This window comes from Rothia sp. (in: high G+C Gram-positive bacteria) (genome assembly GCF_015265375.1).
In the GTDB taxonomy this organism is placed as follows: Bacteria; Actinomycetota; Actinomycetes; order Actinomycetales; family Micrococcaceae; genus Rothia.
This window is the reverse complement of record NZ_JABZXW010000007.1, coordinates 1-25,398: the sequence shown is the minus strand read 5'-3', so window position 1 is coordinate 25,398 and position 25,398 is coordinate 1. Positions and strand designations below refer to the sequence as shown.

Genomic DNA, 25,398 nt, shown 5'->3' with positions numbered 1-25,398 from the left:
CAAAACAGCGGTTGGTACCGCAAAATTTAGCGGGTGCTGTTGAAGGAATAGCCCACGTTACGCACGGTCGAAATCATCTGTTCGTACTCGGTGCCGAGCTTGGAACGCAGACGACGCACGTGCACGTCCACGGTGCGGGTGCCGCCGTAGTAGGAGTCGTAACCCCACACTTCAGAGAGTAGTTGGGCGCGGGAGAAGACGCGTCCGGGGTGCTGGGCCATGAACTTGAGCAGTTCAAACTCTTTGAAGGTCAGGTTCAGCGCCGCGCCGGAAAGGTGTGCTGAGTACGCCTGGGTGTCAATGACGAGGTTGCCCGCGCGCACGATGCGCTCTTCCGAGCTTTCTTCTTCCGCAGCTGCGTCGCTCTTGATAGCGAGGCGCAGGCGGGCATCCATTTCGGAGGGGGACGCCTGGTCAGAGACGATATCGTCCACCTGCCAGGAGGCGGCAACCGCCGCCATGCCGCCTTCATTCAGGAGTGCGATGAGCGGCAACTGCACACCGGCTGCGCGCAACAGCTGGGCGCATTGGCGTGCCTTGACGAGCGCGGTGCGGGCGTCGACCATGAGCAGGTCGAAGGTCTCGGATTCGAGGGCGGTGTGGGCGGTGTCGAGGGGGAAGACGTGTACCTTGTGGCTGAGCAGGCTCAGCGAGGGGATCATATCCTGCGCGGCGGTGTCGCTCATGAGCGCAATACGGTACACACCCTCTCCTTTCCTATGTATTTCCCGTGTAAAACTTTTGGGCTCTTTCTAGTGTACTCGCCAGGCTGTGACGCGGCTGTGGGCGCCGGTGTAGGCCGGGCCGAATATCGTATTCCGGACTGTTCGTACAGGCTTCTCAGCTGGCTATGATGGGGCACCTATCCGGATTCTGCGGGGCTAATATTTTGCTGGTGCCGGTCGGGGCGTATGCCTGTTGAGAATCGTGCTGTTCACTATGTTTCTGCCGCTGATTCTGCACCCTTTCGTGGCGGGTCTATGGTAGGTTTAAGGCATGGAAAACAATCTTATGGCTCTTGAAGCTCTCTTCATGTCGCTGATGGCTATCATCTCCGTGTGCATCGGTATCGGTGCATTCGCAGTGTTGCGTGGCCTCTTCAGCGGCCAGAAGTAGTCTTCCCGCACAGAGCAGAAGCATCGCCCACACAGGGCTTTAGGCGGTCGTACGGTTCGTACCGCCTCGCCAATGACGGCGTGAACCCCCACCCGGTCCCCTCCGGTTGGGGGTTTTCTATATGTCTGATGCCGGGCGTGGACGGGGAATTATCCCGCGTCGAGGGCGAACGAACGGGGCGCCGTTTTACTCTCGGGTACTAAAATAGAGGGTATGGCTATTGAAATCCCTACCAACCTAACCCCTGAACTTGTTCCCTTCGCATGGCTGCTCGGCACCTGGGAGGGTACCGGAACCATGTGGTACGAAGGCCAGGAAAACACCCCCTTCGGCCAGATTATTACTTTTGAGCAGGACGGCCTGCCCTTCATCGAATACCGTGCTGAGTCTTTCCTGCTCGATGACGAGGGTCAGAAGCTGCGCCCCATCACCGTTGAGACCGGCTTCTGGCAGATTGACCGCCCCCTGACCGATGCCGACGGCGGCTTCGGTATCGTGCCCAAGGACGTTGTCCCCGCATTCCCCAGCGCTGAGAGCGTTGAGACCCTGCGCAACGAGGACGACGGCTTCTCCCTGCTGGCAACCATCGCGCACCCCGGCGGCATTAGCGAGAACTACGTGGGCATGGTCAAGGGCCCGGTCATTCGCATGCAGACCGGCAACCTGCTGCGCGACGACATCTCCCACGAGTACGCGGGTTCCGTGCGCCTGTGGGGCCTGGTCAACGGCAACCTCATGTGGGACTGGGAGGTCGCAGACGCCGAGGGCAAGCTGCACAAGCACGCTTCCGCTGAGCTTCGTAAGACCTCTTCGATGACCGGCGACTCCCTGGGCACCTCAATGTTCGGTTCCCTGGACGGCGAAGAGCCCACCGGCGAGCCCGGTTCCGAACCCACCGCCTAATACATTACTTATGTCTGCCCCGCTGAATGGCGGGGCAGACTCTTTGCGTGAAAGGTGCACCTTCCGTGACTGATTCTTCGCTTGAAGCCCCTCAGGCTGAGGCACCCCAGCCCGATGCCGCCCGCCCCGCAAGCCCCCTGCTGGGCCTGCACGGCGCTTTTGCCGCCTCCGGGCTGGATGCCGGCGTTGCCGCACACTACGGCAACCCCATGCTGGAGCAGCGCGCCCTCAGCTTTGACCGTTCCGCGCAGGAGCAGGAGCCTCTGGTGCTAGTGGACCGCTCCTCCATGGGCGTGGTGCGTGTTGCGGGCCCGGACCGCCAGACCTGGCTGACCTCCATCGCCTCGCAGATTCTGACCGGCATGACCGCCGGGGAGAGCCGCGAGTTCCTGCTGCTTTCGCCCCAGGGACGCGTGGAGTACGCCCCGGCAGCTATCGAAGACGGCGAGGCGCTCTGGCTGATCGTGGAGGGCGACCAAGCTCAGCCGCTGACCGATTACCTGAACCGCATGAAGTTCATGATGCGCGTCGAGATTCAGAACCTCAGCGACGAGTACGCCGTGCTGGAGAGCGCCCGCAACCCGATCCTGCAGGACGGTTTGGTGCATCCGGCGCTCGCCGAGGCTAAGCCGCTGGTGTGGGAGGACCCTTGGCACACTCCGGCACCGGGTAGCTACCGTTACGATGAGGCAGGCGATGCTCACCCGGGTGCGGACTACGTGCGTTTCTTGAGCATTGTGCCGCGCTCTGTTCTGCCCGCCCTGGCTGAATCTTCGGATGCACGTTTTGCTGGTCTGTGGGCTGCGGAGGCTCTGCGTATTGAGGCGTGGCGCCCGCGCTACGGTACCGAGGCTGACGATAAGACGATCCCCCAGGAGCTGGATTACACCCGTACTGCGGTGCATTTCGATAAGGGCTGCTACAAGGGTCAGGAGACGGTGGCTCGCGTTCATAACCTGGGTCGTCCGCCGCGCCGCCTGGTGTTCTTGGATATTGACGGTTCGGAGCACACCCTGCCCGCGGTAGGTAGTGAGTTGTTCGTGGAGGGCAAGTCCCGCCCGGTCGGTCGTATTACCTCGGTGGCGTTGCATTATGAGGCGGGCCCGATTGCGCTGGCTGTGATTAAGCGTGGCGTTGACCCGCAGGCGCCTTTGCGTGCGGTTGATGGCGGCGACTTCCTGCCGGATGGTTCGCCGGCGCCGGCGACCGAGTATGCGGTGGCTCAGACGACGGTGGTTTCGCCGGAGTCCGGTGAGGTTGCGCGTCGTTCTTTGGCGGGTCAGGATTTCCTGAAGCGCTAAAACATCTGGCGGCTAACATCTGAGGACCTACATAAAACCGCGGAGGCGGACACTCGTTGCGAGTGCCCGCCTCCGCGGTTTTAGTATATGTGCCCAGCTAATGCGCTGAGGCTGTGGGGTTTAGCGGCCGAAGAGTACGGCTGCTTCTTCCCAACGTTCCTGAGGTACGGACTTCAGGCCGTCCAGTGCCTCTTCGAGGGGTACATACTTGATCTCGGTGCCCTGAACGGAGACCATCTTGCCCCACTGCTTCTGAGCGACCATGTCGACTGCGCCCATGCCCAGGCGGGTTGCGAGCACGCGGTCGTAGCCGGTGGGTGCGCCACCACGCTGGATGTGGCCCAGGATGGTGTTACGGGTTTCGACGCCGGTCATCTTCTCGATTTCGTGGGTGATGTACTCACCGATACCACCGAGGCGGGGACGACCGTCCTTCTCGGTACCCTTGTTTGCCATGACGTCGTCGAAGCCTTCGGGGATGAAGCCCTCAGCAACAACAACCAGGGGAGAGCGACCGCGGTCGTGTACTTCCTTGACCCACTCTGCAACCTGCTCCATGGAGACCTTGACCTCGGGGATCAGGATTGCGTGTGCGCCTGCAGCCATACCGGAGTGCAGTGCAATCCAGCCGACGTGGCGGCCCATGACCTCGGCGACCATGCAGCGGTGGTGCGATTCACCGGTGGTGCGGATGCGGTCCATTGCCTCGGTTGCGATGGAGACTGCGGTGTCGAAACCGAAGGTGTAGTCGGTTGCGCGCAGGTCGTTGTCGATGGTCTTGGGAACACCGATGACGGGCAGGCCTGCGTCTGCTAGACGCTTTGCGCCTGCGAGGGTGCCTTCACCACCGATAGCGACGATTGCGTCGATGCCGTGGCGTTCCATCATGATTTCGATGTTTTCGGGGCCACCGTTGGGGCCGTCGAAGGGGTTGGTGCGGGAGGTACCGATGATGGTGCCGCCCTGGGATGCCAGGCCGCGGACCTTCTGGCGGGGCAGGTCCATGTAGTCGCCTTCAACGACGCCTCGCCAGCCATCGCGGAAGCCGACGAATTCGTAGCCGTACTTCTTGACACCGTTGAGCACGGCGCCGCGGATGACAGCGTTCAGGCCGGGGCAGTCGCCGCCGGAAGTAAGCAGACCGATCTTCATATTGGCTCCTTGTTGATGTCTGCGCATTGGGGTGTTGTGCGCGCGTATATAACTATGACCTCCGCGATTTTGGCACGGGAATGTGTGCCGGTCGGGAGGTCATTCTCTTGGTCTCTATTTTAGCGGTGTTTGGGTTGTGTTGGTAGTGGTGGAAAGGCGTGGGAATGCCCAAATCGCGGCATAAAAGTTCAGGTTTTTGAAACCTGTATGTTTGGGTTTGAAACACAAATAGCCGCCGCTTCCCACCTATGGCACCGAAGAGGCAAACGAGGCCTCCGCGCATCCGAAAAGATGCGGGAAGCCTCATTCGTTTTAAAAATATTTTTAAATATTTGTGGGATTCTCCGTTTTTAGGGCAAAAAACGGTCAATAGTCCTGTGATTGATCGTTTCGCACCGGTTTATCCCACGTCTGAACCGCTTCCCACGGGGTGAGTTGCAGGTTTAGCAGGCGCGTTCAGAGGGGGACGGAACTAGTCGCGTGCCTGACCAAGGAACTTCTGCAGGCGAGCCAGGCCCTCTGCCAGGTCATCGTCGCTCAGAGCGTAGGAGAGGCGCAGGTAGCCGCTGGGGCCGAATGCCTCGCCGGGAACTACGGCGACCTCAGCCTTTTCGAGGATGAGCTCGGCGAGCTCTGCGGAGGTCTGGGGGCGTACGCCCGCGATTTCCTTGCCGAGCAGTTCGCGTACGTCCGGGTAAGCGTAGAACGCGCCGGTGGGTACGGGGCAGTGTACGCCTTCAATAGCGTTCAGACCATCTACGATGGTGCGGCGGCGGCGGTCGAAGGCTGCGTGCATGATTTCCACGTCCTCCTGCGGGCCGGTCAGTGCGGCAAGAGCTGCGCGCTGGGCGATGTTGTTGACGTTGGAGGTCATGTGGGACTGCAGGTTGGAGGCTGCGGCGATGACGTCGCGCGGGCCAATCATCCAGCCCACACGCCAACCGGTCATGGCGTAGGTCTTTGCCACGCCGTTGAGGATGACGCACAGGTCAGCGAGCTCGGGCACCGCCTTCAGGATGGAGACTGCCTGAACACCGTCATAGGTGAGGTGCTCGTAGATCTCGTCGGTCAGCACGAAAATACCCTTGGACAGCGCCCATTCGCCGATGGCGCGGGTTTCCTCTTCGGTGTAGACGGCACCGGTCGGGTTGGAAGGGGAGACGAAGATGAGCGCCTTGGTGGCGGGGGTGTAGGCGGCTTCGAGCTGCTCGACGGTGACCTTGTAGTGCTGGTCGCTACCGGCGAATACCTCGATGGGGTTGCCGCCGGCCAGGCGGATGCATTCGGGGTAGGTGGTCCAGTAGGGTGCGGGTAGCAGGACGTCGTCGCCTTCGTCGATGACGGTTGCGAATGCCTGGTAGACGGCCTGCTTGCCGCCGTTGGTGATGACGACCTGGGAGGGGTCAATCTCTACGCCGGAGTCGCGCAGGGTCTTTTCCGCGATTGCCTTCTTCAGTTCGGGAAGACCGGAGGCGGGGGAGTATCGGAAGTTCTTGGGGTCGTTGAGCGCTTCGCGTGCGGCGTCCACAATGTGCGCGGGGGTGGGGAAGTCCGGTTCGCCTGCGCCGAAACCGATGACGGGGCGTCCCTGAGCCTTGAGTGCTTTTGCCTTTGCGTCGACGGCAAGGGTTGCGGAGGGTGCGATGGCACCGATGCGGCTTGAAATACGCGCCATGGGGCTCTCTTCTCTTTCTTCTTGTGCGCTGCCGGCGTGAAGTCGACAAGGAAATAGGTGATGGGAATGCGCGTGCAGGACCAATCTGCGCCTGATGGGCGCGGGTGTGTGCGGCGTTCCTTGTAATAGGATACGGTCCACTAGTAGCGATGCGGAACCCCTCGTCAAGGTATCTCAAGAGGTTTTTCGAAAAATATTACATTCTGAAGTTGCATCGGCCCCGAAAGATGGTTTACAGTTAGTTCTGCACCCGCAAGGGTGTAATTGTTTGCCCCTCTAAAGCCACGGCTTAGGAGGCAATGGAGGAGTAGACACGTGAGAAGCAACTCTCACACCTGAAGTGAAAACTTCAAAGGGTGGTGGCTCAATTGGTAGAGCAGCGGTCTCCAAAACCGCAGGTTGCAGGTTCGAGTCCTGTCCGCCCTGCTTTTATTGCCTCAATAAATAATTTGTACGCCCGCACCCCGGGCGTACTTTTTTAGAGTCAGAAAGGGGCAGAAGAAATGGCATCGTCTGCTACCGCCGAGAAGGTTGTTAAGCCCGGCGCATCGTCGAAGAGCGATAAGAAGCTCGGTTTCTTCGGCCGTATTTTTGCATTCCTCCGTGAAGTTTTTGCGGAGTTGAAGAAGGTTACTACTCCCACCGGACGTGAACTGGTTGGTTACTTCTTCGGAGTTCTGTTCTTCGTCGTGGTGATGCTCCTTCTTATTTCTGGTCTGGATTATCTTTTCGGCCAGGGAGCATTCTGGATTTTCGGTAACGGAACGATTCAGCGTAACTAGTACTGGCTGCATCCTTAATCTGGGTGCCCCATCAGTGATTTCCCTCAGCGTATTGGCGAGTGGGAGTCCCCTCTAGATGATTAACGATAGAAAGTAGGAGCGACGTGTCCGAGCAGGAACTGGTATCCGAGATTGAAGAGGTCGAGGTAGCCGCTGCTGAGGCTACTGAGGAGTCTGCGGCTATTGAGCAGCAGGCTGAGGAAGCTACCGAGGCTGTCGAGGTGGCTGAAGCAGCTGCTGAGGCGGCTGAGGAAGTCGACGCTCTGGAAGAATTCAAGTCCAAGCTGCGCCGTCAGATGGGCGACTGGTACGTGGTGCACACCTACTCCGGTTACGAGAACAAGGTGAAGACCGGTATCGAGACCCGTATCCAGAACCTGGAAGCTGAAGATGAGATCTTCGAGGTTCAGGTTCCCATGGAGACCGTGGTTGAGTTCAAGAACACCGTGAAGAAGACCATCCGCCGCGTGCGCGTTCCCGGTTACGTTCTGGTTCGTATGGAACTGACCGACCACTCGTGGGGCGTTGTCCGCCACACCCCGGGTGTGACTGGCTTCGTGGGTCAGGATGCGTACAACCCGGTCCCGCTGCGTATGGACGAGGTCTTTGACATGCTCCTGCCGGTCTTTGAAGAGCAGCAGCAGAGCCAGGGCCTGCCCGTTTCCAAGCCCGTTATCGAGTCCGACTACACTGTGGGCGAGAACGTCCGCGTGAAGTCCGGTGCTTTTGAGGGCATGGACGCTACCGTTTCGGAGATCAAGGGCGAGTCCCAGCAGATTGTCGTGATGATTTCCGTCTTCGGTCGCGACACCCCGGTGACCTTGAGCTTCACCGAGATCGAAAAGATTTAACGCTTCTAGCGCGTGAATATGAGCCTCACACTTCGGTGCGGGGCTCATATTGCGTATGGGCGTCTTGAACTATGCGAGCTGTGTGGGTGGGTTTACTCTTTCTGCTGGCTGGCGCTGGATTAAGTCGCTGATTAACGCTAGAATGTTGGTTTGTGTATGCGCATGTCACGCTTTCATGCGGATGCACGGGTGACCGCGCCACGGTCACCATCTTGCCGGCGTACGCTCCTGTGCGTCGGTTCCCAGCTAAGAAAAGGACCCTACATTGGCTCCCAAGAAGAAGGTCACTGGCCTCATCAAGCTGCAGATCCAGGCAGGCGCCGCTAACCCGGCTCCCCCCGTCGGCCCCGCACTGGGCTCGCACGGTGTGAACATCATGGAGTTCTGCAAGGCATACAACGCTGCAACTGAGTCGCAGCGCGGTAACATCATCCCCGTTGAGATTACCGTCTACGAGGATCGCTCCTTCACCTTCATCACCAAGACCCCTCCGGCTTCCCAGCTGATCAAGAAGGCTGCTGGCGTTGCTAAGGGCTCCGCTGTTCCTCACACCACCAAGGTTGGCTCGCTGACCGAGGCTCAGGTGCGCGAAATTGCTGAGACCAAGATGCCCGACCTGAACGCAAACGACCTGGATGCAGCATCCAAGATCATCGCAGGTACCGCTCGTTCCATGGGTATCACCGTCGAGTAATTTCGGTTCGCCGAATAGCCGAGTAATCGGCACCGTAGATTTTTTCTACACAGAACTTGTAAATGCCCGTCGTATGGACGGGATGTGGCAGAGCCGAGCGCGGCTCACGAGACCACAACTGCATAAGGAGAAAAGCAGATGGCAAAGCGCAGCAAGGCGTACAAGGCAGCTGTAGCCAAGATTGAAGAGGGTAAGCTCTACACCCCCGCTGAGGCAGTTGCCCTGGCGAAGGAAACCTCTTCCACCAAGACCGACGCAACCGTTGAGGTTGCAATGCGTCTGTCCGTTGACCCCCGTAAGGCAGACCAGATGGTTCGCGGTACCGTGAACCTGCCCCACGGCACCGGTAAGACCGCTCGCGTGGTCGTTATCGCAGCAGGCCCCAAGGCTGCTGAGGCTGAGGCAGCTGGCGCTGACTACGTTGGTTCCGACGAGCTGATCGCAAAGATCGCTGGCGGCTGGACCGACTTCGACGCAGCGGTTGCAACCCCCGACATGATGGGCAAGGTCGGCCGCCTGGGTAAGATCCTGGGTCCCCGTAACCTGATGCCGAACCCCAAGACCGGTACCGTGACCATGGATGTTGCAAAGGCTGTTGCAGACATCAAGGGCGGTAAGATCGACTTCCGCGTTGACCGTAACTCCAACCTGCACTTCATCATCGGTAAGGCTTCCTTCACCGCTGAGCAGCTCGAGGAGAACTTCCAGGCAGCTCTGGAAGAGGTTAACCGTCTGAAGCCCTCTTCGGCTAAGGGTCGTTACATCTCCAAGGCAACCGTTGCTACCACCTTCGGCCCCGGCATCCCCGTTGATCCGGCTGCCGTTGCTGCCTAAGGTATGCACCTGTAGCTTCTAGCGTTCGCTAGTGATCGCCCCCGACGTTTAGGCGTCGGGGGCGATTTTTTTGTGCATGATTTTGTCTGTGTGAAGATTCAAGACACAGCGTGAAGATTCAAGACATTGCGTGACCGGAATCGGTTAAAGTACGTCACGGACTTCCAGCTTGTATAGGCTTAAAAACATAGAATGATTTTCTGGTCCCTGGTTCCTATGGCGTTGCCCATGCTCCGGTACCGTCGAAACACATATTGGGGCTGCGTGCCCCATCCTGCCCTACAACTATGAGAGGTAAAACCTAATGCCTTCTTCCCTTCAGAGCGAGCAGAGCGCCCGTCGCGGTCTCAGCGTGCCGGTCAACTATTTTGCGGTGGCGCTGGGCACCGGTGCTTTGGGTGCTGCCTGGCGTACCGGTGCGTCGAAGGGAATGGCGCCTGAATGGGTGGGGGAGAGCATCCTGGCTTTTAACGCTGTGGTGTGGCTGCTCCTTGTGGGGTTTTTGGTTCATTCGGTGGTGAAGTACCGTGCGTGGGTGCGTAGTTTTTGGGAGCATCCGGCGCGTACCTGCTTCTTTTCGCTGATTCCGGCGACGACGGCGCAGATGGGTGCGGCTCTCTACCCGTATGCTGAGGTTCCGGCTCTGACCCTGGTGGTGCTGGGAGCTGTGGGGCAGCTGTACTTTGCCTCTCACCGCATTGCCGGTACGTGGCGTGGTGGGTATGTGCCTGAGGCCGCTTCGCCGGTGCTGTATCTGCCGACTGTGGCGACGAATTTTGCGACCGCTACGGCGATGGGCTTTGTGGGGTGGCACGATATGGCGATGCTCTTCTTCGGTGCGGGCCTGATTTCGTGGTTCAGTGTCGAGGCCGCGATTCTGAGCCGCCTGCGCACCTTGACTCCGCTACCTCAGGGGGAGCGCGGCATTATTGGTATTCAGATGGCGCCGCCTTTTGTGGGTGGTAACGCGTACCTGGCGGCTAATGGCGGCACGGTGGACTGGTTCTTCCTGGTGCTGACCGGTTATGGCATTCTGCAGCTGTTCTTCTTGATGCGTTTGCTCCCGTGGACTCTTGAGGGTGGTTTCTCGATGAGCATGTGGGGTTTCTCGTTCGGTATGGCTTCCATGGCGGCGAGCGGTATTCGCTTGGCGGCTGCTGGCTCGCTGGGGTTGGTGGGTCCTGCGCTAACGGTGGCGGGTACGGCATTCCTGGTCTTTCTGTGGGTGGGCACGCTGTATTTGGCTGTGAAGGGACGCCTACTGGTGCGCCCGAGCTAAGGTTCCCGTGTGAGGTACCGGCGTGAGGTTAGTGTGGCGTTGTATGACGGCGCTTATCTTCTGCGCCCGTGCCGGGTGCGGGTTTCGGCGATAATGGGGGAATGACTTCTGCATCCTATTCTTCTGCCGCGGCGGAGCCCTTTGAGGGCCTGCGCATTCGAGGCGTCGCTAAGACCTTCGGCACCGATACGACGGTTCTGAACGAGATTGACCTGGATGTTCACCCCGGCGAGTTGATTTCCCTGGTGGGTTCTTCGGGAACGGGCAAGTCGACTCTGCTGCGCATTATTGCCGGTTTGGAGGAGCCGAGCGCGGGTCGAGTGACCTATGCCGGCCAGCCGCTGGAACGTGGCTCGGTGGGCGTGGTGTTTCAGCGCCCGATTCTGTACCCGCACCTGAGCGTGAAGGACAATATCCTGTTCCCGACGCGGCTGGGAGCGTTCTCCGGTGGGGTCGATATGGACTACTACCGCGAGCTGCTGGAAGCATTGAAGCTTGAGGGCTTGGAATCTCGTAAGCCTTCGCAGCTATCGGGTGGTCAGGCGCAGCGCGTGGGCATTGCGCGTGCACTGATTCGCCGTGCTCCGGTGGTGCTTTTTGATGAGCCTTTGGCGAGCGTGGATGAGGAGATGAGCGCGAGTATCCGCGCGGATATTGTGCGTCTGCACGAGCGCTACGGTTTTACGGGCCTGTACGTGACCCATGATCAGAATGAGGCGCTCATGCTGGGTCAGCGGGTTGCGGTGATGGATGCCGGTTACCTGGTGCAGGTGGATACTCCGGAGCGTCTGTTGGCGCATCCGCATACTCTGCAGGTGGCGAAGCTTTTGGCGGCTCCCGCGCTGAACCTGTTGGCTCTTGAGGAGTCGGAGTTTCTTCCTGCCGGGTGTGAGCTTGCGATTCGTGCGACCGCGTTGCACCCCGTGGCGGCAGATGCTGCTCACGCTCTACCGGTGCAGATGCTCGGCTACCGTCACCTGGTCGGTGGCATGCTGTACCGCGGGCGTCTGCTGGAGGCAGTTTCTTTACCTTTGGAATCCCAGCGGGCTTCAGCGGAAACTGAACTGAGCGCCCAAATATATGCCCGAGTGCGTGCGGACCAGGAGCTTGAGTTCTTTATCCCGGATGCGCAGGGTACCGCCTCCCTAAACGTGGGGGAGCGGGTGCACCTGGGCGTGGCTGCTGAGCGCTGCTTCTTGTTCTCTGAGGGAAAGCGTTTTTACCTCTAAAACGTGGTTTACCGGGCCTTTCAGAGGGGATAAAGCACGGGTTAATCGACTTAAAGAGGGGCTTTAAGTGATTAACCCCGCTTAATCGCGTTTTTAACTTGCGACTTGGGCTTTAACCTGAGATGATGAATGAACCAAAGACCGCCGGTCTAGAACTATGTCCTTTATCGCCACCTCGATGGAGACGAAGAACAGAGTTCTGATAAGAGCAGATTTCACTAGAAATCGCCGCCCGCGTAGGTAACTCGAAGTGAATAGCCGTTGCCCTCATGCAGGGTACCGTCTATCGTGCCTCGTACGCCTACGCGTCGGGGCATTTTTTATTGCTTGCAATAAATGCTTCGAGGCTCTACCGGCGACCTTACAAGAATCGGAAGAAGGAACTACCATGGCGACTCAGGAAAAGATCGCTGCAGTATCCGAGCTGAAGGAACTCTTCGAAGCTTCGAACGCAGTCATCCTGACCGAATACCGCGGTCTCACTGTTGCACAGCTCAAGGAGCTGCGCCGCGCACTCGGTGCAGAGACCGAATACGCCGTGGTGAAGAACACGCTGGCTGCTATCGCAGCTAAGGAAGCTGGCATCGACGCATTCGAAGGCCACCTCCAGGGTCCCTCCGCACTGGCATTCATCAAGGGCGACCTGATTGATGCTGCTAAGGGCCTGCGTGACTTTGCCAAGGCTAACCCCCAGCTGATCGTGAAGAACGGTTACTACGAAGGTGCCGCTCTGACCGAGGACGACGTCAAGCGCTACGCTGACCTGGAATCCCGCGAGGTTCTGCTGTCCAAGGTTGCAGGTGGCGCAAAGGCAGCCATCGCACGTATCGCACAGGTTGCAGACGCACTGCGCGTCAAGCTGGAGGAGCAGGAAGGCGCAGCTCCCGCTGCAGCCGAGGAGGCTTCGGAAGAGGCATAAGCCCCTTTCGTGCTACTGCACCAGCGCTGAGATACTCAGCAGCGTGAACGCGAATAGCGTGTAACGCACCCTAAATTTGACCGGCCCTTTCCGGGTAGGTACTGAAGTTTTACACCGCGGGCGTCAGCCCGCACCAGATAGTGAAGGAGCCAAACAATGGCTAAGCTGTCCATCGAAGAACTCATTGCAGCATTCAAGGAACTGTCCCTCGTTGAGGTTTCCGAGTTCGTCAAGGCATTCGAGGAAGAGTTCGACGTCACCGCAGCTGCTCCCGTTGCAGTTGTAGCAGGCGGCGCAGCAGGCGAGGCTGCTGAAGAGAAGTCCGAGTTCGACGTTATCCTGGAGTCCGCTGGCGACAAGAAGATCGCAGTGATCAAGGAAGTTCGTGCCCTGACCTCCCTCGGCCTGAAGGAAGCAAAGGACCTGGTTGACAGCGCTCCCAAGGCTCTGCTCGAGGGCGTTTCCAAGGAAGACGCTGAGAAGGCTAAGGAGCAGCTCGAGGCTGCTGGCGCAACCATCACCCTCAAGTAATCGACTTCTTCTCGATTCTTACGCGGGCGGTGCATCCATCGGATGCGCCGCCTCGCGGCATTTAACGGCCCCGAACCTACCCCGACATAAGACTGGGGGAGGCGCGGGGCTTCGTCGTGCCCGCTCTTTTCTCCTGTAGCAAACGGGGTATGTGCCAGATATTTGGTATGTGGCGGTATAAGCCGCTGTGGTCGCCCTGTGCCTCGGATGAGAGAGGCTGAGAGCACTGTGGTTCCTCTCTCCTGGAGCCCAGCAATGGGGGAGAGGTGCCGTATGATGGGATGAGACAACCCAGACATTCCTTTGCACGAAAGCGGATAGACATGAGCGAGCAGAAGAAAAAGAAGAAGAGCGCAACCGAGCGACCCGCCCGCGACTTGGCGGCTGAAGCACAGCAGATCCTGGACGCTTTCGGTGCCGGTGTTCGTGAAGACCGCGACTACCCGGCTCTGCACCTGGCGCCTCCCGTGGGCCGTCTGAACGACCCGAACGGCCTGGTCTTCGACGGCAAGCGCTACCACGCCTTCTACCAGTACTCGCCCCTGCATCCGGAGCGTATGGTTTACTGGCGCCACGCGGTCAGTGAGGACCTGACCCACTGGACTGATGAGGGCACCGCGCTGGTTCCCGATAGCCGCTACGATTCGCACGGCTGCTACTCCGGCTCCGGCATTAAGGTTCCCGGCGGTTTTGAGTTCTTCTACACCGGTAACGTGAAGGACGAAGAAGGCAACCGCGAAACCTACCAGATTCTTGCTACCGCGGGTGAGGATGCGAAGCCGACCCGTCAGCTGCCCCCGCTGATTTCCGGCCCCGCGAAGGGCTACACCGCGCACTACCGCGACCCGCACGTTTTTGAGCGTAACGGCGAATGGTGGATGGTTATCGGTGCTCAGCGTGAGGACCTGACCGGCGCCGTCGTCGTGTACACCTCCGCCGACCGCCGCGAGTGGACCTTCCGCGGCGAGCTGGGCATCAAGGATAAGACCCTCAAGGGCACCTATATGTACGAGTGCCCCTCGCTGCTGAGCATGCGCGATGAGCTGACCGGTGAAATCCGCGACGTGCTGATTTTCAGCCCGCAGGGCATGCAGCCCCTCGGCGAGAAGTACAACAACATTTTCCAGAGCGGCTACATTGTCGGTTCGCTGGATAACGAGACCCTCAAGTTCACCGTGGAGACCCCCTTCACCGAGCTGGATGCAGGTTTCGAGTTCTACGCCCCGCAGACCATCTCCGGTACCGGCCTGACCGCTGACCCGAAGGCACCGCACACCGTGAGCGGCGATGCCCCGGTGATGATCGCGTGGCTGGGCAACGCAGACCAGGACGACCTGCCCTCGTGGAGCCACCGCTGGGTGCACATGTTCACCTACCCGCGTGAGCTGCACCTGCGTAACGGCAAGCTGTTCCAGCGCCCGGTGCCGCAGCTCAACGACGCGATGGAGATGAAGCCGCTGTACCGCGAGGAGGAGAAGGGCAAGCTCGTGGAGCTGAAGAACGCCCTGACCTTCCGCCTGCGCGGCCGTGTGAACGTCTCTGATGAGCGCGTGAAGCTGAAGATTAAGGACACTCACGGCGTGGCTCTGAGCATTGTGCTGGATAAGGACTTTGTGCAGATGGACCGTGGCGGTACTCGCTACACCGAGGGTGGTAGCCTGCGCCGCCGTACCCTGAAGCGTTCGAAGATTCGCGAGTTTGATTTGCTGGTGGATGGCTCGGCTACCGAACTGTACGTGGGCGGCAAGTTGGTTGCGTCCATGGGCGCTGAGGTTATGACCGCTCGCACCTTCTTCAAGGGTGATAAGCGCCGCGTCCGCCTGACCGGTGGCGAGGTGCTGTCCCTGGAGTACGGTCGTCTCTAAGTCGTTTTCTAGGCGTTAGGAGCCGCCCGCACGGGTGGTTTTACGGTAATTTCTGAATATGTTTGAGAGCTCACTCTCCGTGTGGAGAGTGGGCCCTCGCTTTTAAGAACTTTCCCGTGATACCATGTTTTACATCTGATATGTCAAACGTATGACATATGCATGACATGCACACACAGACATGTCACCCCACCCCATTTACAAAGCATCATACGGTGGTGCTCCAAACAAAGGAGAGCGAGCGTGGACCACAAGTCAGTGGCACAGCGCGTGCTGAAGGACGTCGGTGGCGCCGGCAACATCGTTGCAGCCGCACACTGCGCAACCCGCCTTCGCCTCGTCCTGAAGAACCAGGACAAGGTCGACCAGGCGGCAATCGACAACGACGAAGACCTCAAGGGTAGCTTCCTTAACGCTGGCCAGTTCCAGATCATCGTCGGCCCCGGCGACGTCAACGAGGTGCATAAGCACCTCATCGCTGCTGGCGCACCCGAGGCATCCAAGGACGAGCTCAAGGAAATTGCCTCCAAGCAGGGCAACATTGTCTCCCGCTTCATCAAGACCATTGCTGACATCTTCGTGCCGCTCATCCCGGTGCTGGTCGGTGGCGGTATGCTGATGGCGCTCAATAGCCTCCTGACTTCCAAGGGTATCTTTGGTCCCCAGGCAGTTATTGAACTTTACCCGGAATGGGCTGACTTCGCGGACATCGTCAACCTGCTCTCCGCAGCTCCCTTCGCTTTCCTGCCCGTGCTGGTTGGCTTCTCCGCAACCAAGGTCTTCGGCGGTAATCCTTACCTGGGCATGACCATGGGTGCCGCAATGGTCTCCCCGGCACTGATGAACGGCTACAATGTCGCTGCCTCTCTGGCAGGTGCCGAGGGTAGCGAACCGATGAAGTACTGGAACCTCTTCGGCCTGCAGGTCCAGCAGGCGGGCTACCAGGGTACCGTGCTGCCCATCATGCTGGTTGCCTTCATCCTGTCCCACATTGAGAAGTTCTTCCACAAGGTCCTCAAGGGCACCATCGACTTCATCTTCACCCCGACCCTCACCATCCTTATCACCGGCTTCCTGACCTTCATCTTGGTCGGCCCGCCGATGTTCCAGCTGGGTACCTGGCTGGGTGAAGGTATTAACTGGCTCTACACCGTTGCTGGCCCGCTCGGCGGTCTGATCTTCGGTACTTTCTACGCATTCATCGTGATGACCGGTATGCACCAGGCATTCCCGCCCATCGAGATGAGCCTGTGGGCAACCGGCGGTTCCTTCATCTTCGTCGTTGCCTCCATGTCTAACGTGGCGCAGGGTGCTGCCGCAGCCGGTGTCGCACTGACCACCAAGAACAAGAAGATCAAGGGTATTGCTTCGGCATCTGCACCCTCCGCATTCCTCGGCATTACCGAGCCCGCAATGTTTGGTGTGAACCTGGCTCTGCGCTGGCCCTTCTACATTGCAATCGTCTCCGCGGGTATTGGTTCGATGTTTACTTCTATTCTTGGAATTAAGGCGGGTAAGCTTGGCGCCGCTGGTTACCTTGGCTTCCCCTCGATTGAACCGACTGTTGGCGCTGGTATTCCTGGCTTCTTCGGCTGCCTCATCCTGACCACCGTCATCGCTTTCGTTGCCTCCTTCATCTGGGGCAAGAAGGTCGAGGCTGGCAACACTGAGGAAGCTGAGGCACCTGCTGCTGCTCCTGTTGCCGCCGCAGCTCCCGCCGCTGCCGCTCCTGCTGTAGCAGCTGAGGCTGGCGAGAGCGTCGAGATTGGCTCCCACATGGTCGGTTCCGTGGTTCTGCTGGCAGACGTCAAGGACCCCACCTTCTCCTCCGGCGCACTGGGTGCAGGCACCGCAGTAGAGCCCACCGAAGGTAAGCTCTACGCACCGGCTGACGGCAAGATCACCGTTGCATTCCCCACCGGCCACGCATACGGTCTGCGTACCGAAGATGGCCTGGATCTGCTGATGCACATCGGCATGGACACCGTTGAGCTTGACGGCAAGCACTTCGAGCCCAAGGTTGCTAAGGGCGACACCGTCAAGCGCGGCGACGTCATCGCTGAGTTTGATATCCCCGCCATCAAGGCGGCTGGCTACCCGCTGGCAACCCCCATGGTGATCACCAACGCCAAGAAGGCAGCTGCTTCGGTTGAAGATGTCCAGGCTTCGGGCGCATCTGTCACCAATGCAGATTCGCTCCTGAAGGTTGCACTGAAGGCAAAGGCTAACGCATAGTCTGCACTCTTAGTGAGTAGATAACCTCAACGTGATGTACACCCCGTACCGCTCTTCCTAGAACTGGTGCGGGGTGTTCAATTTTTCCTGCAAAAACATGCAAAAAAGATATGAATAAATATGCACTAAAATTATGCATAATGGTGCAATATAAGCTGGCACACATTAATGCATGACCGTGAAAAATGTCTTGATAAGGCAGAATTTATTAGCCAGGAGTGAATAATCCAGCTAATATTTATGTATAGTTTCAAGCTTTTGTAAAGGGTGAATATGACCTCAGCTTCCTATACCGTGCGCACCGCCGAGTCTCATGAATATGCAGATGCGCTCGAGGTGCTGATTGCCGCATTCGACGGAGATCCCGCCATGATGGCAGTCATCGCAGGCGGTAGCCGCCGACAGGAACTTGCCAAGCTCCGCGCAATCATGACCCTGCAGGTCTACGGCAACTTCCAGGGCCGCGGACGTATCGACATCGCTATTGATAACTCCACCGGCAAGATTGTGGGTGTCTGCCTCTGGAACACCCCCGAATCTCACGAAGGTTCCTTTGCTAACGAGCTCAAGCAGTTTGGTGCCTACTACAAGGCTCTCGGTTGCAAGACTCTGCTGAAGGCAATCCTGATGGAGTTGCACCTGCTCAAGTACCGCCCCGCGTACAAGCACTGGTACCTCTTCAACATTGGTGTTCTTGAAGAGTATCGAGGTCGCGGTATCGGCTCCCGGCTACTCGATTACGGTACCGAACGCATCGGTGACTACCCCGCTTACCTCGAAGCATCGACCTACGACAGTGCACGCCTCTACGAGCGCCGCGGATTCTTCTCCCTCGGACCGCTCCACGGTATCTTCTCCAAGGCGCACGCCGTCGGTATGGTCTACCCCGGAACCGGCCCGACCGAGATTGTGCAGCGCGCCTCCTAAACTTCCGGACGCGCACAAAACCGATAAATGTATATGCAAAATCCGCCCCACCGTGAGCACTCGCACGGTGGGGCGGATTTTTATCGTCAGAAGAGGAGCTTCTTATTGGAGCTCGTCTATTGGAGCTCGTCCGGGGCGGAGGTGTCAGGCTGAATCTGATCCAGATTCGGGATAGAACGCACCGTAGCCCCCAGATGGAGCTCAACCGGGAGTACATCCTCGGGCTGGGTAATTGGGGGAGTGGTCTTCTCTGAGGAATCCTCCTGCTGTAGCTCAATGAGCTCCAGCAGACGCTGCGCGGTACGCTCTGCCATGCCCTCAATCGGCTGAACCACGGTCGCCAACTCCGGCATGAGCAGCTGAACGCTCTGCGTGCCATCGTAACCAATCACCTGGAAATCCTCCGGAACACGAATAGCGCGTGCGCGCGCCCAGCCCAGCGCCAACGCGGCGTAATTATCGTTGGAGGCAAAGACCGCATCCACCGGCTCCGGACTATCGGCGCGTTCATCAAGGTAGCGGTAGAGCACCTCACGTTTAATACCCAGTGAAGGACGGAAGCCCAGCTCCAGGAACTCCGGCATGAGTCCGGCTTCGAGCATTGCCTCACGGTATCCGCGCTGACGCTCATTGTGCTCACCCAGGGTTGACGTCACGTGCACAATATTCTGCGCACCCGTGGCGATGAGGTGCTCCGTGGCGGCGCGAGCGCCTCCGTAATTATCGGAGCGGACATTCGGGTAAAAGCCGCTTTCGAGGCGGTCCACGGTCACCAGGGGAGCCTGGGCGTGCGGAATATTCACCAGCGCGTCAGAGTGCGCGCCGCTGATAATGCCGTCCACCTGGTTGGAGAAAAGCATCTCCAGGTAGCGCTTCTCTTGTTCGGGGTGGTCATCGCTATTGCAGAGAATGACCCGGTAGCCTGCTTCGGCAAGGTAACTTTCGAGGCGGTACACCATCTCCCCGTAGAAGGGGTTTGCGACCGTGGGGAAGATGAGGCCCACCATCTGCGAGCGCTGGCCCTGCAGGCTGCGGGCGATGGCGTTGGGGCGGTAGCCGAGTTCCCGCATTGCCTCGTGGACCTTGGTGCGGGTGCTTTCGCTCAGGTAGCCGCGGTTATTGAGCACGCGGGATACGGTAGTGGGAGAGACCCCTGCGCGGGCTGCAACATCGCTGAGTTTAGGCTTAGCCACGGGGGCTCCCTTCGATATGCTAAACGATTGACATATCTCTCTACTATACCCTCTCAGCAGGCTACCTGAGCCTCAAAAACCAGAAAAAGCGCTTTTCCGATGTGCCTTCTACCGCACCGATTTGCCGTGCCGATTTGCCGTGCCGGTCTACAGCACCGGAATAATCGGAACCCGAGCCCCCACCTCATGAGCGGAACCCCGAACCGAAGAATCATCCAACACCGCGCAGTGAGTAGCCGCTGCCAATGACGACAACATATGCGACGCCGACTTCGGTAGAGGATACGCTACACCATCACGGACCGACACCGGCAACAGACGAACCCCCGCCGGCTTACGCAAAGTATCAACCGGCTCACCCAGAACCGCCGAATCCAGCTCAGGCAGCGGCATATCCCTCATACCTGCCAAAAGCGGCGGCAAATACGAATACAAAGCCGTGTACGCTGCCAAAGGATTACCCGGCAGACCCAACACAAAACGCTCACGACCAGAATTCGGGCCCGTCTCCGGAACCGGTAAACGCGCAGCCAATGCCGGATGCCCCGGACGCACATCCACCGACTCAAACAAATAGGTTGCGCCCATGTCGTTGAGCACCTTACGCACCAAATCAACACCCGAAGTGCTCGACCCGCCCGTAAACACCAGCACACGAGCCGTAGATGTAGACAAGAACGTGCGGAACTCAGACTCAACATCCGCCAGGCGAATTGACGGGCGCGCCTCGCAGCCAGCAGAAATAATCGCATGTTCCATAAAGCCGCCAAACGCATCACGCACCTGACCAGGCGCAGGCACACCAAACGTAATGACCTCATTACCCGTAAACGCGCAACGCACCGGAATCGGGGCGTACACCGGCAACTCATCAAAACCATTCATGCCCAAAAACGCCGCCATACGCGCAGAAATACGGTCACCGTGGCGCGCCAACAACTCGCCACGCTCCAGCTCAACACCAGCATGGCGAATATCAGCACCCGGCGCCGGAGGCTCAAAACCCTCCGCCATATCCAGGTAATGAATACTGGACTGAGTCTCCAAATGAGCAGCTACACCAGGGCGAGACGAAGCCTCCGCACCCTCATACAGGCGCGAATGCTCCTCGCGCACAATCGCCTCAGCGCCCTCAGGGAGCAAACCACCCGTCAAAATCGGGGTCGCCTCACCCGGAGCAATCGGCACCGTCAGACGGTGAATATTAGCGCGAGAATCCTCCGGATACGCCGGAGTCACCAGACGCCACGGAGGTGCACCCGCCACAGCGTAACCGTCCATCGCCGAGGAGCTATAGTGGGGCACCGGCATCATCGAATAAACATCATCCGCCAAATAGTGGTCAATTGTCGCCAGCAGCGGCAAAGACTCCGTCTTCACATGGTGTGCAATCTCCAGGCCCTGCTCATGCAAAATCTGGCGGGCCTGCTGCCACGAAACAGAAGGAATATGGTGAGACATCGTACCTCGTAAAAGTGTGTGCGGGACGCGCAACAGCGCGCGAGCTCAAAAACGCTACATGTACACGGCATCTAAAGCCAAGACTTATCACCTAGGGTACTCGTAGTCAGGCCCTAATATCACACTGCGGTAGCTCAGCTACTAATAGCTTGACCAAAGCGACGTCGTATAACCCAGCGCCTGCGCCTGCTCCCACGTATCAACATCGGCGGTATCAGCGGCAGACATCTGAACCGCCACCGGGTTCAAACGGCGCAAAAAAGAACGAACAGAAGCGTTGGTGGTGCCGGCCGAAAAGACCGAACGAATTGCCTCAAAACGGTAGATACCAACCAGCGGCTGATAGATACCCTCAGAAACACCCCAGAAACCTGCAGATGATTCAGCACCCTCAAATGATTCCGAATCAGTAGGGGAGAAGCCCGCCGTGCGCTCAGCACTTTGCGCCGCAGTAATCAGCTGTTGAACCGCCGGGGCAATACGCGGAGTATCCACACCCAAAATCAGGCACCAGTCGGGCACAGGAATCTGCGAGCGCTCGCAATCGGCCGCAATGCACTCCAAACCGGCATGAATCGCCGCGGCAGGACCCGAAAACGGCGGATCCTCACGAGTACGCAACACCCCCGACGGCAAGGGTAGGCTCTCAGGACCCACCACCACGCGCGGGGATGCGGCGGCCACCGCCTCCAGAGCACAATCCAGCAGAGTATTCGTACCATCAGACAGGGACGCCTTCGGCACGTGGTTCAGGCGGCGAGAAGCACCTCCGGCAACAACGACCGCGGCGCACGAAAAATCGCCCCCAGCGGGAAGTACAGAACCGGGCATTTTATCCGCCCGCATTATCCACCCGCAAAGGGAGGCAGAACGTCCACACGGTCGGCATCCTGCAGAGGTGCCTGCGCATCCGAGCGGGCACCATTGACCAGGAACGAGCACTGCTCCATCACCTGCGCAAGAGTCAGACCCGACGGGGTCGTACCCTCCAAGCTCTGACCCAGATGCTCAACGAGCGCGCCAAGAGTTGCCGACGGTAACTCAGCCAAAGGTACCGACAGCTGCGTGGTACCCGCCGCAGAACGTGCGGCAGCGAAAAAATGAACCTGCATAATGCTCCTCAATCCTAAGTCAGGGGACAGCCGAAAATCACGGGCGCAAGATGCCAATAAAAAGCCTTATCCGCGCACCTTCGGCTGATGAATCAGCGGCTTTCCTAGCCACCAATAGCGCTCATCGAGCGGCTCGCCTTGGCGAACTCCTCAATATCGAAGTCAGCGTCTTCTTTGCCGTGAGCTCGCGGCTTAAACCACATGCCCTCACGCCAGCGCAGAGCCAGCTGCTGATCGTCGGCACCGGAACGCAGAAGCTGCATCAAATCAGTCTCGGTGTCGGAGAACAAGCAGGAACGAATCTTACCGTCCGCCGTCAGGCGGGTGCGGGTGCATGCATTGCAGAACGACTCCGTGACCGAGGCGATAATACCCACACGGCCCAGCGACTCGGTACCGTCAGCAGGGAAGCCCGCCTCATCCAGGGCAGTACCGAGCGGGTACACCTCCCACAGCTGAGCGGGGGAGTCGCCGCGCGCCTCCGCCACCGAACCCAGAACATACTCAGCCGACAGTTTCTCGCGAATCTCAGCGGCGGTAATCGTGCCCTCACGGGTCCAACGGTTATCTGCATCCAGTGGCATCTGCTCAATGAAACGCAACTGATAGCCGCCCGCCAACGCCCAGCGCAGAAGCTCCGGAGCCTGATCATCATTCAGGCCCGGCATCAGCACAGCATTAATCTTGATGGGCCACAGACCAGTCTCCGCCGCACCGTCAATACCCTTGAGCACGGCGTCGAGCTTATCGCGGCGGGTCAGCTCGGCAAAGGTCTCACGGCAAATCGTATCCAGAGAAACATTGATGCGGGTCAGACCAGCCTCCGCCAGGGCGGCGGCACGCTTCTCCAAACCAATACCGTTCGTCGTAATCGCCAACGGAATGCTCGGATGCGCCTCATGGATGCGAGAAATAATGTCCACCAAATCAGCGCGGACCAGCGGCTCACCACCGGTAAAGCGGATCTCCTCCACGCCCAGCTCAGTGATCGCAATATCGGCAAGGCGCGCAATCTCCTCGGCGGAGAGCAGATTATCCTTCGGAAGCCACTGCAAACCATCCGCCGGCATGCAATAAATGCAACGAAGATTACATTTATCGGTCAGAGAGATACGCAGATCCGTCGCCACGCGACCCCAACGGTCCAAGAGCGGACCGCTGTTCGTAATATTAGGGAGCTTACGCGCAGGCTTGACGCCGCTCTCAGATTTTTCGGGCGTAACAAAAGCAGCCCCGTTACCCTCCGCAGAAGATAAGGTGCTTAACGTTGGGCCCGCAATGAGTTCAGAAGAGGCCGAATTCGCCGTGTACGCCATGTAAAACCTATGTGGAAAATTTGCATATTTCAGGTGACAATATGATTATTCCATGTTCCGGCGCCCCTTACATAGTGTGTGAAGGGTAAGTTACAACTGCGCCACCGCAGACTACCGTGACAACGCAACAACACGTGTACAAGCTAGGGACGTACACGGGACGTCACATAAAGCCCGCACATGGACGCACCTCACCTTCAATAGCAGTACGAACCAACCAAGGAAATACCTCATGAAGAGCCCCCTCGCAGCCCTCAGCGCGCTCGCGGCAGCAACCCTCGCCCTCACCGGATGCGGCGCCACCCAGAGCTCATCTTCGTCCACCGCATCTGCCGCAAGCAGCCAGGCAGCCTCCGGCAAGGTCGAAGTCTTCGCCGCAGCCTCCCTGAACAACGCCGGTGCAGACCTCGAAAAGGCATACGAAGCCGCCAACCCCGGCGTAGACGTCACCTTCGTCTACGAGGGCTCCGCAAAGCTCGTCAACCAGATCGAGCAGGGCGCAACCCCCGACCTGCTCATCACCGCAGACACCAAGAACATGGACAAGGCAAAGAAGCTTGACCAGTTCTCGGCTTCCGAAACCAACGTTCTGGTCACCAACAAGCTCGTGCTCGTCACCGCCGAAGGTAACCCCGGTAAGATCAACAGCCTCGACGACCTCAAGACCACCGAAGGCGTCGTAGCCGTCTGCAAAGAAGACGTTCCCTGCGGCACCATCGCCCACCAGGAACTGAAGAAGCACGACATCACCCTCAAGAACGCAACCACCGAAAGCAAGGTCACCGACGTAGCAACCAAGGTCACCACCGGTAACGCCGACGCGGGCTTCATCTACACCACCGACCTCGCCGCAGCCAAGAAGAAGGGCGCCAACCTCGGCTCCGTTGAGCTGACTGACGTGGAACGCAACGAATACCCCGCAGCGCTGAGCAAGACCGGCTCCTCCTCCGAAGCCGCGAAGAAGTTCAACGAATGGCTGAAGACCTCCGACGAGGCGAAGAAGATCCTCACCGACTACGGCTTCAGCACCGCCAAGTAACGCTAGCGCCGTTCCGCACCGCTGAAACCCAGAGCACAGAACGGACACCCGCAGGATGCGGCGGCACGCTCAACGAGCAAGCCGCCGCATCCTGAACGCGTTTCCTGCCGCGCTCTCAAAACCCCGAAGAAATACGCCGAGAAATACCCATGACAGACAGCACCGCAACCACCCGCAGCCGCGCCGGCGCCTCACGCACGCCCGGGAGCGGCCTCTTCGCCTCCGTGCCCGTGCTCTTCCTGGTTCCGGCGTCGCTGGGTATTTTCCTCATTGCAGGGCCGCTCCTCGGGCTCTTCCTCAACATCCCCTGGAGCCAGCTCGGCAGCATCTTCACCCCGCAGGTACTCGGGGCGGCGAACCTCTCGCTAGGCACCGCCGCCGCATCCACCCTCATCTGTGGTCTTCTCGGCGCACCCCTGGCACTCGTGCTTTCTAAAGTGCTCAACCGCTCGCGGCTGCACCGTTTCGGGTCGGTCCTCTACGCCATCATCTACACCCCGGTGATTCTCTCACCGGTGGTCTCCGGCCTCGGCCTGCTCTTCTTCTGGGGACGCAAAGGCATGATCGGTACCTACCTCTACCAGGCAGGAATCTCCATCCCCTTCACCCCCAATGCGGTGATTATCGCCCAGGTCTTCGTCGCCCTACCCTTCTTCGTTGCCACCGCAGTCACCACCCTGCAGGCTATTCCCCGCGAATACGAAGAAATCGCCCTCGTCGAAGGCGCTAAACCCGCAGAAATCACCTTCAAAGTGCTCCTGCCCCTCGCTGCGCCCGGCCTCGCCACCGCCTTCCTGCTCTCCTTCGCCCGCGCCCTCGGCGAATACGGCGCAACCGTCACCTTCGCCGGCAACGTGCAAGGCAAAACCCAAACCATACCCCTCGCCATCGACCTAGCCATCAACAGCAGCGACATCCCCAGCGCCCTCGGAAGCGCCCTGATACTCATCAGCCTCTACCTAGGAATCTTCGGGGTCCTCGGCC

The 25,398-nt window shown here is 59.0% G+C and carries 23 protein-coding genes and 1 tRNA gene; 16 read left to right on the top strand and 8 right to left on the bottom strand.

Translation table 11 applies throughout. The features are described from left to right. Nucleotides 1–26: 26 nt before the first annotated feature. Entirely contained in the window at nucleotides 27–704 is a 678-nt protein-coding gene (locus HXO69_RS02055; protein ID WP_294455534.1) for a response regulator transcription factor, read from the bottom strand. A 625-nt stretch (nucleotides 705–1,329) separates the two neighbouring features. Here HXO69_RS02055 and HXO69_RS02050 point away from each other — a divergent pair. Both HXO69_RS02050 and HXO69_RS02045 read left to right on the top strand, forming a co-directional pair. Further along, the gene (locus tag HXO69_RS02050; protein ID WP_296545012.1) at nucleotides 1,330–2,019 is read left to right on the top strand and encodes an FABP family protein; all 690 of its coding nucleotides are present in this window, start codon (nucleotides 1,330–1,332) and stop codon (nucleotides 2,017–2,019) included. A 65-nt stretch (nucleotides 2,020–2,084) separates the two neighbouring features. Then, on the top strand, nucleotides 2,085–3,320 hold the full coding sequence (locus HXO69_RS02045; RefSeq protein ID WP_296545010.1) for a folate-binding protein YgfZ: 1,236 nt from the start codon (nucleotides 2,085–2,087) through the stop codon (nucleotides 3,318–3,320). 120 nt (nucleotides 3,321–3,440) lie between these two features. Here the strand turns inward: HXO69_RS02045 and HXO69_RS02040 are convergent, their stop codons facing one another. Both HXO69_RS02040 and HXO69_RS02035 read right to left on the bottom strand, forming a co-directional pair. Next, nucleotides 3,441–4,472: a 6-phosphofructokinase gene (locus HXO69_RS02040; RefSeq protein WP_049347329.1), complete on the bottom strand. Its 1,032-nt coding sequence runs from the start codon at nucleotides 4,470–4,472 to the stop codon at nucleotides 3,441–3,443. A gap of 472 nt (nucleotides 4,473–4,944) precedes the next feature. Continuing rightward, the gene (locus tag HXO69_RS02035) at nucleotides 4,945–6,147 is read right to left on the bottom strand and encodes a pyridoxal phosphate-dependent aminotransferase (protein WP_296545008.1); all 1,203 of its coding nucleotides are present in this window, start codon (nucleotides 6,145–6,147) and stop codon (nucleotides 4,945–4,947) included. A 353-nt stretch (nucleotides 6,148–6,500) separates the two neighbouring features. Here HXO69_RS02035 and HXO69_RS02030 point away from each other — a divergent pair. From HXO69_RS02030 to HXO69_RS01975, 12 genes are all read left to right on the top strand, one after another. Beyond that, a tRNA-Trp gene (locus tag HXO69_RS02030) sits at nucleotides 6,501–6,573 on the top strand. 77 nt (nucleotides 6,574–6,650) lie between these two features. Next, complete coding sequence (gene secE / locus HXO69_RS02025) at nucleotides 6,651–6,929, top strand: preprotein translocase subunit SecE (RefSeq protein WP_070506970.1); 279 nt, start codon at nucleotides 6,651–6,653, stop codon at nucleotides 6,927–6,929. Nucleotides 6,930–7,033: 104 nt separating this feature from the next. Further along, a complete protein-coding gene (gene nusG, locus HXO69_RS02020; protein ID WP_049338063.1) occupies nucleotides 7,034–7,780 on the top strand; it encodes a transcription termination/antitermination protein NusG in 747 nt (248 codons plus the stop codon). A gap of 265 nt (nucleotides 7,781–8,045) precedes the next feature. Then, nucleotides 8,046–8,474 (top strand): 50S ribosomal protein L11, encoded by a 429-nt coding sequence (gene rplK / locus HXO69_RS02015; RefSeq protein WP_005504870.1) that lies wholly within the window; start codon nucleotides 8,046–8,048, stop codon nucleotides 8,472–8,474. 138 nt (nucleotides 8,475–8,612) lie between these two features. Further along, the gene (gene rplA / locus HXO69_RS02010; RefSeq protein WP_005504876.1) at nucleotides 8,613–9,308 is read left to right on the top strand and encodes a 50S ribosomal protein L1; all 696 of its coding nucleotides are present in this window, start codon (nucleotides 8,613–8,615) and stop codon (nucleotides 9,306–9,308) included. A 304-nt stretch (nucleotides 9,309–9,612) separates the two neighbouring features. Next, on the top strand, nucleotides 9,613–10,587 hold the full coding sequence (locus HXO69_RS02005; RefSeq protein WP_296545005.1) for a TDT family transporter: 975 nt from the start codon (nucleotides 9,613–9,615) through the stop codon (nucleotides 10,585–10,587). Nucleotides 10,588–10,688: 101 nt separating this feature from the next. Then, nucleotides 10,689–11,816, top strand: a complete 1,128-nt coding sequence (locus HXO69_RS02000; protein WP_296545002.1) for an ABC transporter ATP-binding protein — start codon at nucleotides 10,689–10,691, stop codon at nucleotides 11,814–11,816. Between the two features lie 388 nt (nucleotides 11,817–12,204). Then, nucleotides 12,205–12,735, top strand: coding sequence for a 50S ribosomal protein L10 (gene rplJ, locus HXO69_RS01995; RefSeq protein WP_049338065.1), 531 nt, complete (start codon nucleotides 12,205–12,207; stop codon nucleotides 12,733–12,735). A gap of 156 nt (nucleotides 12,736–12,891) precedes the next feature. Continuing rightward, a complete protein-coding gene (gene rplL, locus HXO69_RS01990) occupies nucleotides 12,892–13,266 on the top strand; it encodes a 50S ribosomal protein L7/L12 (protein ID WP_005504884.1) in 375 nt (124 codons plus the stop codon). A gap of 323 nt (nucleotides 13,267–13,589) precedes the next feature. Then, nucleotides 13,590–15,131 carry a glycoside hydrolase family 32 protein gene (locus HXO69_RS01985; protein WP_296544998.1) on the top strand — a complete coding sequence of 514 codons (1,542 nt, stop codon included), beginning with the start codon at nucleotides 13,590–13,592 and terminating at the stop codon, nucleotides 15,129–15,131. A 243-nt stretch (nucleotides 15,132–15,374) separates the two neighbouring features. Next, the gene (locus HXO69_RS01980; protein ID WP_296544996.1) at nucleotides 15,375–17,366 is read left to right on the top strand and encodes a PTS beta-glucoside transporter subunit IIBCA; all 1,992 of its coding nucleotides are present in this window, start codon (nucleotides 15,375–15,377) and stop codon (nucleotides 17,364–17,366) included. Between the two features lie 273 nt (nucleotides 17,367–17,639). Further along, nucleotides 17,640–18,293, top strand: a complete 654-nt coding sequence (locus HXO69_RS01975; RefSeq protein WP_044150184.1) for an N-acetyltransferase — start codon at nucleotides 17,640–17,642, stop codon at nucleotides 18,291–18,293. 116 nt (nucleotides 18,294–18,409) lie between these two features. Here HXO69_RS01975 and HXO69_RS01970 read toward each other — a convergent pair whose 3' ends face one another. The 5 genes from HXO69_RS01970 to moaA form a co-directional block, all read right to left on the bottom strand. Continuing rightward, nucleotides 18,410–19,486 carry a LacI family DNA-binding transcriptional regulator gene (locus HXO69_RS01970; RefSeq protein WP_296544994.1) on the bottom strand — a complete coding sequence of 359 codons (1,077 nt, stop codon included), beginning with the start codon at nucleotides 19,484–19,486 and terminating at the stop codon, nucleotides 18,410–18,412. A gap of 147 nt (nucleotides 19,487–19,633) precedes the next feature. Further along, on the bottom strand, nucleotides 19,634–20,947 hold the full coding sequence (locus tag HXO69_RS01965) for a molybdopterin molybdotransferase MoeA (RefSeq protein ID WP_044150187.1): 1,314 nt from the start codon (nucleotides 20,945–20,947) through the stop codon (nucleotides 19,634–19,636). A 141-nt stretch (nucleotides 20,948–21,088) separates the two neighbouring features. After that, entirely contained in the window at nucleotides 21,089–21,793 is a 705-nt protein-coding gene (locus HXO69_RS01960) for a molybdenum cofactor guanylyltransferase (protein ID WP_049338070.1), read from the bottom strand. Then, entirely contained in the window at nucleotides 21,793–22,059 is a 267-nt protein-coding gene (locus tag HXO69_RS01955; protein WP_049338071.1) for a MoaD/ThiS family protein, read from the bottom strand. Before HXO69_RS01955 ends, HXO69_RS01960 begins: the two co-directional genes overlap by 1 nt. A gap of 104 nt (nucleotides 22,060–22,163) precedes the next feature. After that, nucleotides 22,164–23,375 carry a GTP 3',8-cyclase MoaA gene (moaA, locus tag HXO69_RS01950; protein ID WP_296544991.1) on the bottom strand — a complete coding sequence of 404 codons (1,212 nt, stop codon included), beginning with the start codon at nucleotides 23,373–23,375 and terminating at the stop codon, nucleotides 22,164–22,166. A gap of 232 nt (nucleotides 23,376–23,607) precedes the next feature. Here moaA and modA point away from each other — a divergent pair, with 232 nt between their 5' ends. Continuing rightward, nucleotides 23,608–24,414: a molybdate ABC transporter substrate-binding protein gene (gene modA, locus HXO69_RS01945; RefSeq protein WP_296544989.1), complete on the top strand. Its 807-nt coding sequence runs from the start codon at nucleotides 23,608–23,610 to the stop codon at nucleotides 24,412–24,414. 149 nt (nucleotides 24,415–24,563) lie between these two features. Continuing rightward, nucleotides 24,564–25,398: ABC transporter permease (locus HXO69_RS01940; RefSeq protein WP_296544987.1), on the top strand; the 835-nt coding region annotated here is incomplete at its 3' end.

Excerpts from the sequence above, each read along its gene's own strand:
- secE (WP_070506970.1), top strand. The coding sequence starts at position 6,651 with ATGGCATCGTCTGCTACCGCCGAGAAGGTTGTTAAGCCCGGCGCATCG.
- rplA (WP_005504876.1), top strand. The coding sequence starts at position 8,613 with ATGGCAAAGCGCAGCAAGGCGTACAAGGCAGCTGTAGCCAAGATTGAA.
- HXO69_RS02000 (WP_296545002.1), top strand. The coding sequence starts at position 10,689 with ATGACTTCTGCATCCTATTCTTCTGCCGCGGCGGAGCCCTTTGAGGGC.
- HXO69_RS01985 (WP_296544998.1), top strand. The coding sequence starts at position 13,590 with ATGAGCGAGCAGAAGAAAAAGAAGAAGAGCGCAACCGAGCGACCCGCC.
- HXO69_RS02005 (WP_296545005.1), top strand. The coding sequence starts at position 9,613 with ATGCCTTCTTCCCTTCAGAGCGAGCAGAGCGCCCGTCGCGGTCTCAGC.
- HXO69_RS02050 (WP_296545012.1), top strand. The coding sequence starts at position 1,330 with ATGGCTATTGAAATCCCTACCAACCTAACCCCTGAACTTGTTCCCTTC.
- HXO69_RS01955 (WP_049338071.1), bottom strand. The coding sequence starts at position 22,059 with ATGCAGGTTCATTTTTTCGCTGCCGCACGTTCTGCGGCGGGTACCACG.
- modA (WP_296544989.1), top strand. The coding sequence starts at position 23,608 with ATGAAGAGCCCCCTCGCAGCCCTCAGCGCGCTCGCGGCAGCAACCCTC.
- HXO69_RS02040 (WP_049347329.1), bottom strand. The coding sequence starts at position 4,472 with ATGAAGATCGGTCTGCTTACTTCCGGCGGCGACTGCCCCGGCCTGAAC.
- rplJ (WP_049338065.1), top strand. The coding sequence starts at position 12,205 with ATGGCGACTCAGGAAAAGATCGCTGCAGTATCCGAGCTGAAGGAACTC.
- moaA (WP_296544991.1), bottom strand. The coding sequence starts at position 23,375 with ATGGCGTACACGGCGAATTCGGCCTCTTCTGAACTCATTGCGGGCCCA.
- HXO69_RS02035 (WP_296545008.1), bottom strand. The coding sequence starts at position 6,147 with ATGGCGCGTATTTCAAGCCGCATCGGTGCCATCGCACCCTCCGCAACC.
- HXO69_RS01965 (WP_044150187.1), bottom strand. The coding sequence starts at position 20,947 with ATGTCTCACCATATTCCTTCTGTTTCGTGGCAGCAGGCCCGCCAGATT.
- HXO69_RS01975 (WP_044150184.1), top strand. The coding sequence starts at position 17,640 with ATGACCTCAGCTTCCTATACCGTGCGCACCGCCGAGTCTCATGAATAT.
- rplL (WP_005504884.1), top strand. The coding sequence starts at position 12,892 with ATGGCTAAGCTGTCCATCGAAGAACTCATTGCAGCATTCAAGGAACTG.
- HXO69_RS01960 (WP_049338070.1), bottom strand. The coding sequence starts at position 21,793 with ATGCGGGCGGATAAAATGCCCGGTTCTGTACTTCCCGCTGGGGGCGAT.